Raw genomic sequence first — 14359 nt, forward strand, 5'->3', positions numbered from 1 at the left:
AGCTTAAGACGCGACCGGCTTCGGGCGCCGGGGCGCGCAGCAGCCTTCCTTGCACGGGGTGCCGTTGAGGGTGCAGCCCTGGACGGTGATCGTCGATAAGCTTTCTGGCTTTGTGCCTGCGGCCGTGTGGTCGACAAGATCGAGGACGAGCTTCGCGAAGGTCCGCTCCAAGCCCACCGTCGGCGTGCGAGTCAGGGTGATGCCGCGCTCTTCGCACGCTTCCTTGAGCTCAGTGTCGAGGTCCCAGATGACCTCCATGTGGTCCGTGATGAAACCGACCGGGACGCAGATGATGTGCTTGACGCCCTCATTCGCGTCGTCGATCTCCTCGGTACGGTCCACGACATCCGGCTCAAGCCACGGGGTGCGCGGATCGCCGGAGCGGGACTGCCAGACGACTTCATAATCGGGGACGCCGGCCTCGAGCGCGATCAGGCGCGCGGCCTCCGCGACCTGACGGGAGTACAGATTCTGGTCGGTCGGGCCGCCAGATGCGTCGTCGGCCGCATTAGGTACCGAGTGGGCGGCGAACAAAACGCGGGTGGTTTTCTGGTCCGCTGCCTCCCACGCCGTGCGGACATGATCCGCCATGAGCTTCACAAAAGTCGGGTGGCCGTAGAACTGCCAGAGCTTCGTGAACTCGAGCTCCGGGTGCGCCTCGCGCAGCTTCACAATGTCCTCGTCGTACTGGCGGCACGCCGAGTACCCGCCCCACGCGGAGGTGGCGAAAACAGCGACATTTTTGTGGCCGTCGGCCGCAATCTGGTCAGCGGCGTCAGCCGCGTACGGGTGCCAGTTGCGGTTGCCGAAGTAGACCGGCAGGTTCTCGCCGCGCTCGGCGATCTCCGCCTCGACATTGGCGATGATCTCGCGGTTCTGGCCGTTGATCGGGCTCACACCACCGAAATTGAAGTAGTGCTCGCCGACCTCAGCGAGGCGTTCGCGCGGAATACCGCGACCGCGGGTGACATTCTCCAGAAAAGGAATGACCTCGTCTTCTCCCTCGGGGCCACCGAAGGACAAGACGAGGAGTGCATCGAAGTTGCTTTCAGACATAGGGCCATTCTAGTTCAGCGGCCCCACGCCCGGTATTAGATCAGGCGGACAGCCATCGGTGCCATTCCGCTGCGGCGGACTGCCGTTTTTTGCACGTTCATTCCGGTCTGCGGCGCTTCGAGCATCATGCCGTCTCCGAGGTAGATCGCGACGTGCTGGTTGCCGCCGTTGCCCCAGAACAGCAGGTCGCCGCGTTCAGCTTCATCGACCGGGATCTGGGTGCCGCGCTGGTACTGGTAGCCCGTGTAGTGCGGCAGCGAGATACCTGCACCGGAGAAGGCGTAGAGGACAAGACCCGAGCAGTCGTAGCCGGCCTGGCCGTTGTAGCCCTGGCCGTCAAGGCCCATCGTCGCGCCGTTCGCGTCGCCGCCGCCCCACACGTATGGGGTGCCGATCTGCGATTCAGCACGCGCGATGACCGCTTCGATCTGCTGCTCGCGGCTGCCATCGGAAGCCGCTTCGTCGCCGCGCAGCTTGTTGGAGACTTCCTCCGCGTCGTCGACATCCGGGAGGACGTCTGCGACATTCGTGCCTTCTTCCTCGTCGGTTTCGGCCACGGACGCATCCGCGCTTTCGCTTGACGACGGCGCCGCGATCCCCGACGCACCCGACTCCCCGTCCTCACTGTCGTACGGGTCTTCAAAGCTGGCGTGATCCGCCTGGGTCTCACCGACCGCCTTCGCAAAAGCGTCGAGCGCAGCCTGGACCGTATCCGGGTTGGCGAACTCTTCCAGGGACGGCGCTGACGATCCCGAGGAGCTCAAGGCAGCGGACGATCCAGCATCCTCAGTTCCGGCGTCTGCCGGCTCAGCTTCAGTGTTTGCCGACTCTGCCGACTCGACAGCTTCCTCCTCAGCCGGTGCCTCCGCGTCAGCGGATTCGGCATCAGACTCAGTCTCGGTCGCTACCTCTGCTTCTGCCTCAGCCTCGGTTTCGGCCTCGGTCTCAGACTCAGCTTCCGTGGCGGTTTCCGTTTCGGTGGCGGATTCCGACTCGGTCTGAGCATCGGCAGACTCTTCGGCTGCGGTCTCCGGAGCGTCGGTCTCCGACTCGGTGGTCGGCTGCTCGGTCGCGTCCGGGGTTTCAGTCTCCGGTGTGGGGGCAGTCTCCGGAGTAGCACCCTCAGCACCGGCGGCCGCACCTTCTGCGCCGTCGACGCCAATGCCCATGGCTGCTGCAGCCTCCGGGCGCTGCTCGGCGAGGTCGGACTTAGCTTCCTCAAGTTCGGTGGAGACGGTGTCGCGCTCTGCGAGGAATGTATCCAGAGAACTCAGGGAGTCGTCGAGGGTCGTTCGTGCCTTCTCCTCGGCATCCTCGGCATCGGCAGCGCGGTCGTCGGCAAGCCTGCTGGCTTGACGTAGCGTCGACTCGTCGTTGGCGGCCTCGGTGCGCGCACGCTGCAGATCCTCGAGTGCGCGTTGCTTATCCTCGGACTCCTTGCGGAGGTAGGTCTTGCGGTCGAGGGAATCCTTTCGGGCGTCGGCGTCTGCATGGACGCTCGCCCCACCCGCGCCGCTGGAGCGGTACGAGGAGCGGGAGATCTGGTCGAGCTCATCCTGGGCGCGCTCGACCTCGGCCTGGGTGTCGTCGAGACGCTTGCGCGCTTCGGTGGCGCCCTGACGGGCCTGCTCGGCGTGCGACTGGGCATCGTGCAGGTCGACGAGCGCCTGGTTGACGGCTTCGCGGAGTTTACCGATCTCACGGTTAATGCGGTCGATATCTACCTCGTGGCGAGAAATCTCCGAGACAATCGCCGTCAGGGGCGATTCTTGCGCGACAGCTTCCACGTGCGTCGTCGCCATAGACAACGTAGCCACGCAGGCGGCAGCCGGCACGAGGGTGCGGACACGGAATTTACTGGACAGGCGGGGCCGCGCAGTGCCGCGCGCGGAACGGACGGTGAAATCCACGGAGGTATTCCTCTCACCGCACACTTCATCAGCAGACCGCGCCAAGGCATAGGTATGCCCGGGAAACGGACCGTGAATGGGCCAGGGTGTCAAGGCTGGCGTGCGGACGATTGAACGATCACGGATGAAAACCCGTGGGCTGATTCACCGCTACCTCCGCACTGACGTGACCCGTGATCCTTGGCGTGCTTCCCCACATGCCCGAATCTCTCGAGAGTTACGTCTGCGCTCTGATGTTGCAGCTATCAGCCCACGAGCTGACATGAAAACCATAGGCCACATAACAAGTCTGTTGCACACCCTTTACCAAATTTCACACACGTCAAGGCGAATAACATGACTGTGAGATTTGCCCACGCTGGGGTTTTAGAGATGAGGCGCATTACTGTGACATGCGACACATTGGCCCCGGGAATTATCACATTGCGGCCACAATGCCCGGCAGACACGCCGAAGCGGCCATTTTCTAGACCTCTAGGTCAACCGTCGATCCTTGACGGATTAGTCGTTGCTTTTGGAGAAAAAGAAGGAGACTCCGGCCGCGACGGCGACTAGCACGAGAAGGGTTGCAGTGACCAACGCCCACGGAATAGTGAAGGCATCCGCCTCCGCGGCAAAATCGCGGACACCGGCGGCATAATTCGGTTCAGAAATCAGCGCGTATTGACCCTTCTCTACTTGCGCACGGGTGAGGCTGTCGCTCACCGCGGCGGTCGCCGCCGGAGAGCGGACAATCACTGTGTCGAATCCCGCTTCCGTCGCGGTCGCATCTTTGAGGTCCTGGGCGAGGTCCCGCAGAGCGCCTGCCGACTGGCCCGCTTGCCCGAGTACTACGATGCCTACTGACCCCGCCGGACCCGCCTCCCCCGCGTTCACATCTGCGACAGCTCCCAGCAGGTCTGCCTCGAGCGCGAGGTTGGCGGGATTGTCGGTGTCGAAGGCAACGGCGTCGTCGATAAGCTGTGCTCTCAAACTGTCGAAATTGGGCGCGCTGGGGTCCATGTCACAAGAGCGTATCCGGCCGCCGGATTCGTGCGAGGTGGGCGCGCCGAGACCGGCCGGGGTAGCTGAAAGTCTGACAATAATAATTGTGTGCGACCAAATACCCCCGAACCAACGTGTGTGTCCTAACATTGACCTGTAGGGACCCTGATGGGTCACACACCTAGATTTTCAGTTGTTACAACGAGAAACGGAGCTCACGTGTCTGAAAGCAAGAACTCCTTCAACGCGAAGAAGACGCTCGAGGTCGGCGGTAAGTCCTACGACTATTACGCCCTCGATGCCGTCGAAGGCATGGAGAAACTGCCCTACTCCCTGAAGGTGCTCGGCGAGAACCTCTTGCGCACCGAAGACGGCAAGAACGTCACCGAGGAGCACATTAAGGCTATCGCTAACTGGGATCCTTCGGCTGAGCCGTCTGTGGAAATCCAGTTCACCCCGGCCCGCGTCCTCATGCAGGACTTCACCGGCGTGCCCTGTGTTGTCGACCTTGCCACCATGCGTGAGGCCGTTTCTTCTCTCGGCGGCAACCCGGACCAGGTGAACCCACTGAACCCGGCTGAGATGGTCATCGATCACTCCGTCATCATCGAGGCCTTCGGTTCCGAGAACGCCCTCGACAAGAACGTCGAGATCGAGTACGAGCGCAACGAGGAGCGCTACCAGTTCCTGCGCTGGGGTGCGGAGAACTTCTCTAACTTCCGCGTCGTCCCGCCGGGAACCGGCATTGTCCACCAGGTCAACATCGAGTACCTGTCCCGCGTCGTCTTCGACAACGAGGGCGTGGCGTACCCCGATACCTGCATCGGCACCGACTCCCACACCACCATGGAAAACGGCCTGGGCATCCTGGGCTGGGGCGTCGGCGGCATCGAGGCTGAGGCTGCAATGCTCGGCCAGCCGGTGTCCATGCTGATCCCGCGCGTCGTCGGCTTCAAGCTCACCGGTGAGATCCCGGTTGGCGTGACCGCCACCGACGTCGTTCTGACCGTCACCGAGATGCTCCGCGAGCACGGCGTGGTCCAGAAGTTCGTCGAGTTCTACGGCGATGGCGTCAAGGAGATCCCGCTGGCTAACCGCGCCACCATCGGCAACATGTCGCCGGAGTTCGGCTCCACCTGTGCGATCTTCCCGATCGACGAGGAGACCATCAACTACCTGCACCTCACCGGCCGCGACCAGGAGACCATCGACCGCGTCGAGGCATACGCCAAGGCTCAGGGCATGTGGCTCGAGCAGGGTGCGGAGGAAGCCGAGTACTCCGAGTACCTCGAGCTCGACCTGTCCACCGTCAAGCCGTCCATCGCCGGCCCGAAGCGCCCGCAGGACCGCATCCTGCTGGAGGAGTCCAAGAACACCTTCCGCAAGCAGCTGCCGGACTACAACACCGCCGGCGAGGGCGCCGCAGAGCCGGTCCGCGCCGAGAAGGTCGAGGCTGTCGACTACAACGTCTCTTGGCCGGCAAACGGCGAGTCCGCTGCCGAGGGCGCTGAAGGCCGCGCTTCCAAGCCGGTCATCGTCGAGTCCCCGCAGGGCGGCGAGTACACCCTCGACCACGGCATGGTCGCCATCGCCGCAATCACCTCCTGCACCAACACCTCCAACCCGTCCGTCATGGTCGGCGCTGCCCTGCTGGCACGCAAGGCTGCGGAGAAGGGCCTGAAGGCGAAGCCGTGGGTCAAGACGATTATGGCTCCGGGCTCCCAGGTCGTCGACGGTTACTACAACCGCGCGGACCTGTGGAAGGACCTCGAGGCTGTCGGCTTCTACCTCTCCGGCTTCGGCTGCGCATCCTGCATCGGTAACTCCGGCCCGCTGCCGAACGAGATCTCCGACGCCATCAACGAGTACGACCTGACTGCCACCGCTGTGCTGTCCGGTAACCGTAACTTCGAGGGCCGCATCTCCCCGGACGTGAAGATGAACTACCTCGCGTCCCCGCTGCTCGTCATCGCCTACGCGATCGCCGGCACCATGGACTTCGACTTCGAGTCCCAGCCGCTCGGCCAGGACGCTGAGGGCAACGACGTCTTCCTGAAGGACGTCTGGCCGTCCCCGGAGGAGATCGAGGGCGTCATCGCCGACACGATCTCCCGCGAGATGTACGAGAAGGACTACGCGGACGTCTTCAAGGGCGACCAGCAGTGGCAGGCTCTCGACGTTCCGGAGGGCAAGACCTTCTCCTGGAACGAGGACTCCACCTACATCCGCAAGGCTCCGTACTTCGACGGCATGCCGGATGAGCCGGAGGCAGTCGAGGACATCTCCGGTGCTCGCGTTCTGGCGAAGCTGGGCGACTCGGTCACCACCGACCACATCTCCCCCGCTTCCTCCATCAAGCCGGGCACCCCGGCGGCGAACTACTTGGACGACAACGGCGTCGCCCGCCACGACTACAACTCCTTCGGTTCCCGTCGCGGTAACCACGAGGTCATGGTCCGCGGTACCTTCGCCAACATCCGTCTCCGCAACCAGCTCGTCACCGATGCTGGCGGCTACACCCTGGACTTCACCCAGGAAGGCAACCCGCAGGCGTACATCTACGACGCTGCGCAGAACTACGCCGAGAAGAACATCCCGCTGGTCGTCCTGGCCGGCAAGGAGTACGGCACCGGTTCCTCCCGCGACTGGGCTGCAAAGGGCACCAACCTGCTCGGCGTCCGCGCCGTCATCACCGAGTCCTTCGAGCGCATCCACCGCTCGAACCTGATCGGTATGGGTGTTCTGCCGCTGCAGTTCCCGGAGGGCGAGTCCCACGAGTCCCTGGGCTTGGACGGCACCGAGACCTTCGACATCTCCGGCATCACCGCCTTCAACGAGGGCGACACCATCCCGGAGACCGTTCACGTCACGGCTACCAAGGAAGGCGGCGAGACCGTCGAGTTCGACGCCAAGGTCCGCGTGGACACCCCTGGTGAGGCTGAGTACTACCGCCACGGCGGCATTCTCCAGTACGTGCTGCGCCAGATGGTCAAGAACTAAGTTCTAGCCACTCAAGGCCGGATCCCGCGCGGGGTCCGGCCTTTTGCTTTGCGCATTTTCGCTTATCGACGACACCGCCGCTCGCCCCCAATTTCACTCCTACTAGACCAAGCGGTATAGAATTGCCGTCATGTCTCGTCTGCTCTTCCTTTCCCTGCGCGACGGCGCGATCGGCCCTGATGTGTCGATGGCCGAATACAACGACGTACTCAACGCGACAGGTCTCATGCCTGAGCAGCTTGAGCGCCGCATGATCCCGGACGTGGACACCCCGCTCGGCAGCCTCGAAGGCTTCAGCGGCATCATCGTCGGCGGCAGCTCACTGAATATCACCAACGCGGAGTGGTCCCCGTGGCAGCGCCACATCGACGAGTTACTCGGAGAGGTCGTCGCCGGACCGCTCCCCGTTTTCTTCGTCTGTTTCGGTCTGAGCTGGCTCACCCACCACCTGGGTGGCTCCGTGGCGCACACGCATCCGGAGGCGGCGGGGCCGACCGTCGTCAAGCTTCTGCCCGCTGCTGCGCAGGATCCGCTGACTGCCGGGTTGCCTGCGGAATTCACCGCGCTGACTGGGCACACAGAAAACGCCGAATCGCTTCCGGCTGAGCTCGAATTGCTCGCCAGCGGCCCGACGTGTCCTGTGCAGATTGTCCGCTACGGTGACCATGTGTGGGCCACCCAATTCCACGCGGAAATGGACCATGCGGCGATGAAAGCCCGCATGGATTTCTTCTACGACTACGGGTACTTCCCCGCTGAGGAATACGACACAATTGTCGCCTCACTTCCCGGCGTGGACACCACGTACTCGAATGAGCTGCTGCGGCGGTTCACCGCGTACTGCGGCCTGAACTAGACCTCGCTGGCGGGTGTGTCGCCGTCCTCGAAATCGAACGGGTTCGGTTCGAGGCCACCGCGATCGACAGCCTCCACGATCACCTGGGCGACGAGCTCACGCGACGTCGTCGACTCCGCGTTGCGCAGCTCGGTGAGCACATTGAGCCCCTTCGCCGGTTCATCTGTCAGGCGCGTCGGGCCCAGGATCGTGTACGGCAGTTCCGAAGCGAGCAGACGCTTATCGACGGCCTTCTTCGACTCCACATACGCGTACCACGATCCACCGTCGTCCTCCGTGGTCGCCTCGGATGCACCCGCGTAGGAGACCATGATGAAGTGCGGCGCGAACTCGCCGAGTTCCTCAAGGGCGTCCACGGCCTTCAGAGCTGCGTCGCGGTCCACTGCGTAAGTGCGTTCCGCGCTGCCGCCGCCGGCACCGGCGGACCACACAACAGTGTCGAACGGAGTGATCAGGCGCGCCCAGCCCTCTTCGTCGAGGGTCGTCAGGTCTTGGACGATGACGGTTGCACCGGCGTCGACAAGCGCCTGCGCGTGGTCCGGATTGCGCACGAGCGCGGCGACCTTGTGCCCCGACTCGGTAAGCAGCGGAACCGTGTGCTTGGACACGTTGCCGCCCGCGCCGAGGACGAGGACGAACTTGCTTGCTTCTTGCGTGTTTTCTTCAGTGCTCATATCGCCCACCGTAGCCCTGAATCCCGAACGCTGTCGTCGCCCAAGCGCGCCGTAGGATAGGACGCATGTACGCCATCATCACCACCACCGGGCCGGACCGCGTCGGCATTATCGCCGGCGTCTCCCAGGCCGTTGCCGATCATCAGCTCAACATCGTCGACGTCTCCCAGACCATCATGGACGACTTCTTCACCATGATTCTGCGTGCGGAGTTGCCGACCGACGACTTCGATCTCGCGGGCCTCCAGGACACGATGGCCGAGCTCGGTAAGACGCTCGGCGTGGATATCCGCGTCCAGTCCGAAGCGTTGTTCACCGCCATGAACGAGGTCTAAGCGGCGATGGCGAACCAACTCAATTTCAAAGCCGCCAGCATCGTCGACGTCATCTCGATGATCGAGGACTACCGCCTCGACATCCGCACCGTCACCATGGGTATCTCGCTCATCGGATGCACGCGCGCCACGATGGAAGCAACCGCCGAGGCCGTCTACGACCGCGTGACCACGCGAGCCGCCCGCCTCGTGGAAGTCTGCGAGGGAATCGAGCACGAACTCGGCATCCCGATCGTGAATAAGCGCGTCTCCGTCTCCCCGATCTCACTCGTCGCTGCTGGTGTGGACGGAAATCCCGCAGACATCGCCCGCGCCCTCGACCGCGCGGCGACCGAGCTGGGTGTGAACTTCATCGGCGGCTACTCCGCACTCGTGGAAAAGGGCGCGACCGAGGCTGATTCGCGCCTCATCCACTCTATTCCCGAAGCACTGTCCGAGACGAGCTTCGTCTGCGGTTCCGTCAACGTCGCATCGTCGCGCGCCGGCATCAACATGGACGCGGTGAAGACGATGGGCGACGTGATCAAGGACGCTGCCGCCCGGACCGCCGACGAATCCTCCATCGCCTGCGCCAAGCTCGTCGTCTTCGCCAACGCCGTCGGCGATAACCCGTTCATGGCAGGAGCATTCCACGGCATCGAGGAACCGGACACTGTCGTCTCGGTGGGTGTCTCGGGTCCGGGCGTGGTGGACCGCGCCATCACGCCCCTTGCCGGGAAGAGCCTCAACGAGGTCGCGGAAGAAATCAAGAAGGCCGCATTCAAGATCACGCGCGCCGGTCAGCTCGTTGGCAACCTCGCTGCGGAACGGCTCGGCGTGCCCTTCGGTATCGTCGACCTCTCCCTCGCCCCCACCGCGGAGGTCGGCGATTCCGTTGCTCACATCCTCGAGCACATGGGGCTGGGCCAAGTGGGCACGCACGGCACGACAGCCGCGCTCGCATTGCTTAACGACGCCGTCAAGAAAGGCGGCATGATGGCATGTTCCCGCGTCGGCGGTCTCTCCGGTTCCTTCATCCCTGTCTCCGAAGACCAGGGCATGATCGACGCGGTCCGTTCGGGCGCCATTTCACTGGACAAGCTCGAAGCGATGACATCGATCTGCTCCGTCGGCTTCGACATGATCGCCATTCCCGGCGACACCTCTGCCGCGTCCATCGCGGGCATGATCGCCGACGAAGCCGCCATCGGTGTCATGAACCACAAGACCACCGCCGCCCGCCTCATCCCTGTGCCGGGCACAAAGCCCGGCGATGAGGTGAACTTCGGTGGTCTGCTTGGATACGCCCCGGTCATTCCGGTTAGCGAAGTGTTCAACGCGCCATTCATCGAGCGCGGCGGGTTCATTCCCGCGCCGGTCCACGGCTTCCGCAATTAGCGCGGCGCGGGGAGAACCTGACTAGTTCTTCTTGCCGTCACGCTTCTTGCCGACGGTGAAGTAGCTCGCCCAGCCGAGCGTGTTCACCGCGCCGATGAAGGTGGTCCAGAACCACTTCGGGCCGCGCAGGTTCTTTGAGTCGGTGCGGGCGAGATCCCACAAAGCGATGCCCTTCGCGACAGTGTCGATCGCGCCGAACACACCGGCGATGGTCTTCTCTTCCTTGCTGAGGGACTTCCAGGCTTCAAGTACTGAATCAATCGGGTTCATGCCCCTCATCTTATTCCTATTTAGGCGAGCTCGACGATCTCCATGTACTCGTCGTTCCAGATATCCTCGTCGCCTTCCGGCATGATGATCACGCGCTCCGGCTCAAGGGCGCGGACCGCCCCCGGGTCGTGGGTGACGAGGACGACGGCGCCGGTATAGGTCTTCAAAGCATCGAGGACCTGCTCGCGGGATTGGGGGTCGAGGTTGTTGGTGGGCTCGTCGAGAAGCAGCACGTTGGCGCGGGAGGAGACGAGCGTGGCCAGAGCTAGTCGCGTCTTCTCACCGCCGGAGAGCGTTCCGGCGGGTTGTTCCAGCTTGTCGCCGGAGAACATGAACGCGCCGAGCAGGCCTCGCAAGTCCTGCTGGCCGGCGTCGGGGCATGCCTCAATCGTGTTTTCCCACACGGTTTTGTCGCCGTCAATCGTGTCGTGCTCCTGCGCGAAATAACCGATCTTGAGGCCGTGGCCGCTGACGAGACCACCCTCACCGTCGGTGCGCTCCACACCGGCGAGGAGCTTGAGCAGGGTCGTCTTGCCCGCGCCGTTGGTGCCCAGCACGACCACGCGCGAGCCCTTGTCGATCGCTAGATCGACGCCGGCGAAGACCTCGAGCGAGCCGTACATCTTGGTCAGACCTTTGCCGAAAAGCGGGGTCTTTCCGCACGGCGCGGGCTCCGGGAAGCTAATCGACGCCACCTTGTCCGCCACCCGGACCTCATCGAGCTCGTTCATCATGCGATCGGCCCGGGCGAGCATCTGCTTGGCAGCCGCTGCCTTGGTGGCTTTCGCGCCGAGCTTGGCGGCCTGTTTCTGCAACGCAGACGCCTTCTTCTCTGCGTTAGCTCGCTCGCGGCGGCGGCGCGCCTCGTCTTCGGCGCGGGCATCCTTGTACTTGGAAAAACCCATGTTGTACACGTCGGCTTCGCCACGGACAGCGTCGAGGAACCAGACCTTATTGCACACCTGGTCCAGCAGCTCGACGTCGTGGGAGATCATGATGAGCCCGCCCTCGTGCTTGGACAAGAAATCACGCAGCCACGTGATGGAATCGGCGTCGAGGTGGTTGGTGGGCTCGTCGAGAAGCAAGGTCGTCGTGGACTTGCCCGCACCATCGTTGGCGGCGAAGAGAATTTGCGCGAGCTCAACGCGACGACGCTGGCCGCCGGAGAGCGTTTTGAGCTGCTGGTCGAGGATCCGGTCCGGCAAGCCCAGGTTGTCGCAAATCTGGGCTGCTTCGGCATCTGCCTCATAGCCACCGAGAGCTTGGAAGCGCTCCTCGAGACGAGAGTATTTCGAGATCGCGGCGTCGCGCTTGGCCCCGTCCTCGACCTCCATAATCTCCTGCTGACGTTCCATAGAGGAACGGAGCTGGTCGAGCCCGCGGGCCGAGAGCACACGGTCGCGCGCAGTCTGCTCAATATTTCCCTCGCGGGAATCCTGCGGCAGGTAGCCGATCTCACCGGAGCGTGTCACCGCCCCGCCGTACGGCTCGGTCTCCCCCGACAGGATGCGCATCGTGGTCGTCTTGCCGGCACCGTTGCGGCCGACAAGCCCGATGCGGTCGCCGGGCTGCACGCGTAGGTGCTGGCCGGGCGCGTTGAGCAGGGTACGCGCGCCGACGCGGACTTCAAGGTCGTTGGTGACAATCACAAGCGGTCAGTGTACCGCTGCCGTCAAAACGGGATACTTAGACCGCGAAGCCGAGGGCGCGCAGCTGCTCGCGGCCTTCCTCGGTGATCATGTGCGGGCCCCACGGCGGCATCCAGACCCAGTTCAGGGTGATCGCGTCGACAGCGCCGGAGCCGACTGCGGCCTGCTCGGCCTGCTCCTCAATGACGTCGGTCAGAGGGCATGCCGGAGAGGTCAGCGTCATGTTGATCACGGCGCGTTTCTTGTCGGCTTCTTCTTCGATCCAGATGTCGTAGACGAGGCCGAGATCGACGACGTTGATGCCGAGCTCCGGGTCAATCACGTCGTGGAGGTATTCAGCGACGTCAGCGGCGAGCTGGATCTGCTCTTCGGTCTGCTCGGGGCGCTCGCCCGGGCCGTCGAAACTCGAGCTGGAGGTGTCTGCTTCGTTCGGGGTGGTCATTATCCGGTCACTCCTTGTTCTGTTTGTTTTCAAGCTCGGTAATCGCGTCGCTGGTGGCGGCCTGGAAGGCCTTCCAACCGAGCAGCGCGCATTTGACGCGGGCGGGGAATTTGGCCACGCCGGAGAAGGCGATTCCGTCGCCGATCAGGCCAGCGTCGCCCTCCTTCTCCCCCTTCGAGGTGATCATCTCTTCAAAAGCGTCGAGCTTCTTCATCGCCTCAGCAACCGGCAGGCCGATCACTTCCTCAGTGAGCACGCTTGTCGACGCCTGCGAGATCGAGCACCCCTCCGCCTCATACGAGATGTCCTCGACAGTGTTGCCGTCCTCGGACAAGTGCACCCGGAGGGTGAGCTCATCACCGCAGGACGGGTTGACGTGGTGCACCTCGGCCTCGTACGGGTCACGCAGGCCCGCGTTCTGCGGGTTCTTGTAGTGGTCGAGGATGACCTCTTGGTACATCGACTCTAGGTTCATGCTCTTATTTCTACCTTGGCTTTCTGCGGTCTAACAGTTCTGGTGTCTTACACGTGCAACGGGATTAGGCGCCGAAGAATTCCTGGGCGGCGCGGATGCCGTCGATAAGCGCGTCGATTTCTTCTGTGGTGTTGTACAGGTAGAAGCTCGCGCGGGCGGTGGACTGCGCGTCGAGGCCGCGGTGTGCGGGCCATGCGCAGTGGTGACCGACGCGGATGCACACGCCCTTGGAATCCAGGACTTGGCCGAGGTCGTGCGGGTGAATGCCGTCGACAACGAACGAGATCGCGCCGCCGCGGGACTCAGCAGTCTCGGGGCCGATGATGCGCAGGCCATCGATCTCCTGCATACGCTCGAGCGCGTAGGCGGTGAGTGTGTGCTCGTGCGCGGCGATCTTGTCCATGCCGATCTCTTTGAGGAATTCGACAGCCGCACCGAGTCCGACGACCTGGCTGGTCATCTGGGTGCCTGCCTCGAAACGCTGCGGTGCGGGGGCGAAGGTAGAGCCTTCCATCTTCACCACTTCGATCATGGAACCACCGGTGAGGAAAGGTGGGAGCGCGTCGAGAAGCGAGCCCTTGCCGTACACGACGCCGACGCCGGACGGCCCGCACATCTTGTGGCCGGAGAACGCCGCGAAATCGACGTCGAGCGCGTGGAAGTCGACCGGCTGGTGCGGCACGGACTGGCACGCGTCGAGGACGGTGAGCGCGCCGACGGCCTTCGCGCGACGGACCATCTCTGGGACGTCTGCGATCGCACCCGTGACGTTCGACTGCTGCGTGAAGGCGACGACCTTGACTGTCTCGTCGAGCTCGAGCGAGTCGAGGTCGATGCGACCATCGTCGGTCATGGCGTACCACTTCAGCGTCGCACCGGTGCGGCGGGCGAGCTCCTGCCACGGAACGAGGTTCGCGTGGTGCTCCAGCTCCGTGATCACGATGGTGTCGCCTTCGCGGACCTGGAGGTCGCCGGCACGGTCGTCGCCAAGCGTGTAAGCGACGAGATTGAGCGCCTCGGTGGCGTTTTTAGTGAACGCGATCTCATGACCCTCGGCGCCCACGAAACGGGCGATCGACTCGCGCGCGGATTCGTAGGCGTCGGTCGCTTCCTCCGCGAGCTGGTATGCGCCACGGTGGACGGGCGCGAAGGTGTTCAGCACGAATTCTTCCTCCGCGCGCCACACACGCTCCGGTCGTTGCGATGTCGCACCGGAGTCGAGGTACACCAAAGGCGTGTCCTCGCGCACGGTGCGGGAAAGGATCGGAAACTCCGCGCGGATCGCATCAAGGTTCAATGTTCCGTCGGTGTTCACGTACTGGGTCATGAGC

At 63.5% G+C, this 14359-nt stretch carries 13 protein-coding genes; 4 read left to right on the forward strand and 9 right to left on the reverse strand.

Going from position 1 to position 14359, the window contains the following annotated elements; all coding sequences use genetic code 11:
• Nucleotides 1-3: 3 nt before the first annotated feature.
• The 3 genes from J5Y21_RS04885 to J5Y21_RS04895 all read right to left on the reverse strand — a co-directional run bounded on the left by J5Y21_RS04885 (nucleotide 4) and on the right by J5Y21_RS04895 (nucleotide 3968).
• Complete coding sequence (locus tag J5Y21_RS04885) at nucleotides 4-1056, reverse strand: ferrochelatase (RefSeq protein ID WP_210573342.1); 1053 nt, start codon at nucleotides 1054-1056, stop codon at nucleotides 4-6.
• 35 nt (nucleotides 1057-1091) lie between these two features.
• Nucleotides 1092-2966 (reverse strand): NlpC/P60 family protein, encoded by a 1875-nt coding sequence (locus J5Y21_RS11835; RefSeq protein WP_210573344.1) that lies wholly within the window; start codon nucleotides 2964-2966, stop codon nucleotides 1092-1094.
• A 501-nt stretch (nucleotides 2967-3467) separates the two neighbouring features.
• Nucleotides 3468-3968, reverse strand: coding sequence for a DUF6676 family protein (locus tag J5Y21_RS04895; RefSeq protein ID WP_210573346.1), 501 nt, complete (start codon nucleotides 3966-3968; stop codon nucleotides 3468-3470).
• Between the two features lie 201 nt (nucleotides 3969-4169).
• Between J5Y21_RS04895 and acnA the strand changes: the two genes are divergently transcribed.
• Both acnA and J5Y21_RS04905 read left to right on the forward strand, forming a co-directional pair.
• Nucleotides 4170-6950 carry an aconitate hydratase AcnA gene (gene acnA / locus J5Y21_RS04900; protein ID WP_210573348.1) on the forward strand — a complete coding sequence of 927 codons (2781 nt, stop codon included), beginning with the start codon at nucleotides 4170-4172 and terminating at the stop codon, nucleotides 6948-6950.
• A 130-nt stretch (nucleotides 6951-7080) separates the two neighbouring features.
• Nucleotides 7081-7806 carry a glutamine amidotransferase gene (locus J5Y21_RS04905; RefSeq protein WP_210573350.1) on the forward strand — a complete coding sequence of 242 codons (726 nt, stop codon included), beginning with the start codon at nucleotides 7081-7083 and terminating at the stop codon, nucleotides 7804-7806.
• Here J5Y21_RS04905 and J5Y21_RS04910 read toward each other — a convergent pair.
• Nucleotides 7803-8480 carry an NAD(P)H-binding protein gene (locus J5Y21_RS04910; RefSeq protein WP_210573351.1) on the reverse strand — a complete coding sequence of 226 codons (678 nt, stop codon included), beginning with the start codon at nucleotides 8478-8480 and terminating at the stop codon, nucleotides 7803-7805. The two genes, J5Y21_RS04905 and J5Y21_RS04910, sit on opposite strands and share 4 nt — an antisense overlap.
• Nucleotides 8481-8545: 65 nt before the next feature.
• Here J5Y21_RS04910 and J5Y21_RS04915 point away from each other — a divergent pair, with 65 nt between their 5' ends.
• Both J5Y21_RS04915 and J5Y21_RS04920 read left to right on the forward strand, forming a co-directional pair.
• The gene (locus tag J5Y21_RS04915) at nucleotides 8546-8815 is read left to right on the forward strand and encodes an ACT domain-containing protein (RefSeq protein WP_210573352.1); all 270 of its coding nucleotides are present in this window, start codon (nucleotides 8546-8548) and stop codon (nucleotides 8813-8815) included.
• Between the two features lie 6 nt (nucleotides 8816-8821).
• Nucleotides 8822-10192 carry a PFL family protein gene (locus J5Y21_RS04920; protein WP_210573353.1) on the forward strand — a complete coding sequence of 457 codons (1371 nt, stop codon included), beginning with the start codon at nucleotides 8822-8824 and terminating at the stop codon, nucleotides 10190-10192.
• A 21-nt stretch (nucleotides 10193-10213) separates the two neighbouring features.
• Here the strand turns inward: J5Y21_RS04920 and J5Y21_RS04925 are convergent, their stop codons facing one another.
• The 5 genes from J5Y21_RS04925 to J5Y21_RS04945 form a co-directional block, all read right to left on the reverse strand.
• Complete coding sequence (locus J5Y21_RS04925; RefSeq protein ID WP_210573354.1) at nucleotides 10214-10462, reverse strand: hypothetical protein; 249 nt, start codon at nucleotides 10460-10462, stop codon at nucleotides 10214-10216.
• Nucleotides 10463-10482: 20 nt separating this feature from the next.
• On the reverse strand, nucleotides 10483-12111 hold the full coding sequence (locus tag J5Y21_RS04930) for an ABC-F family ATP-binding cassette domain-containing protein (protein ID WP_210573355.1): 1629 nt from the start codon (nucleotides 12109-12111) through the stop codon (nucleotides 10483-10485).
• A 37-nt stretch (nucleotides 12112-12148) separates the two neighbouring features.
• On the reverse strand, nucleotides 12149-12553 hold the full coding sequence (locus J5Y21_RS04935; RefSeq protein ID WP_210573357.1) for a metal-sulfur cluster assembly factor: 405 nt from the start codon (nucleotides 12551-12553) through the stop codon (nucleotides 12149-12151).
• Nucleotides 12554-12560: 7 nt separating this feature from the next.
• Nucleotides 12561-13028: a Fe-S cluster assembly sulfur transfer protein SufU gene (gene sufU / locus J5Y21_RS04940; protein ID WP_210573358.1), complete on the reverse strand. Its 468-nt coding sequence runs from the start codon at nucleotides 13026-13028 to the stop codon at nucleotides 12561-12563.
• A 64-nt stretch (nucleotides 13029-13092) separates the two neighbouring features.
• A complete protein-coding gene (locus tag J5Y21_RS04945; RefSeq protein ID WP_210573359.1) occupies nucleotides 13093-14355 on the reverse strand; it encodes a cysteine desulfurase in 1263 nt (420 codons plus the stop codon).
• Nucleotides 14356-14359: the final 4 nt, after the last annotated feature.

It is taken from the genome of Corynebacterium sp. Marseille-P3884 (genome assembly GCF_017942225.1).
In the GTDB taxonomy this organism is placed as follows: Bacteria; Actinomycetota; Actinomycetes; order Mycobacteriales; family Mycobacteriaceae; genus Corynebacterium.

Coding starts and splice junctions, on each gene's coding strand:
- J5Y21_RS04885 (WP_210573342.1), bottom strand. CDS start 1,056: ATGTCTGAAAGCAACTTCGATGCACTCCTCGTCTTGTCCTTCGGTGGC.
- J5Y21_RS04895 (WP_210573346.1), bottom strand. CDS start 3,968: ATGGACCCCAGCGCGCCCAATTTCGACAGTTTGAGAGCACAGCTTATC.
- J5Y21_RS04905 (WP_210573350.1), top strand. CDS start 7,081: ATGTCTCGTCTGCTCTTCCTTTCCCTGCGCGACGGCGCGATCGGCCCT.
- J5Y21_RS04910 (WP_210573351.1), bottom strand. CDS start 8,480: ATGAGCACTGAAGAAAACACGCAAGAAGCAAGCAAGTTCGTCCTCGTC.
- J5Y21_RS04915 (WP_210573352.1), top strand. CDS start 8,546: ATGTACGCCATCATCACCACCACCGGGCCGGACCGCGTCGGCATTATC.
- J5Y21_RS04920 (WP_210573353.1), top strand. CDS start 8,822: ATGGCGAACCAACTCAATTTCAAAGCCGCCAGCATCGTCGACGTCATC.
- J5Y21_RS04925 (WP_210573354.1), bottom strand. CDS start 10,462: ATGAACCCGATTGATTCAGTACTTGAAGCCTGGAAGTCCCTCAGCAAG.
- J5Y21_RS04935 (WP_210573357.1), bottom strand. CDS start 12,553: ATGACCACCCCGAACGAAGCAGACACCTCCAGCTCGAGTTTCGACGGC.
- sufU (WP_210573358.1), bottom strand. CDS start 13,028: ATGAACCTAGAGTCGATGTACCAAGAGGTCATCCTCGACCACTACAAG.
- J5Y21_RS04945 (WP_210573359.1), bottom strand. CDS start 14,355: ATGACCCAGTACGTGAACACCGACGGAACATTGAACCTTGATGCGATC.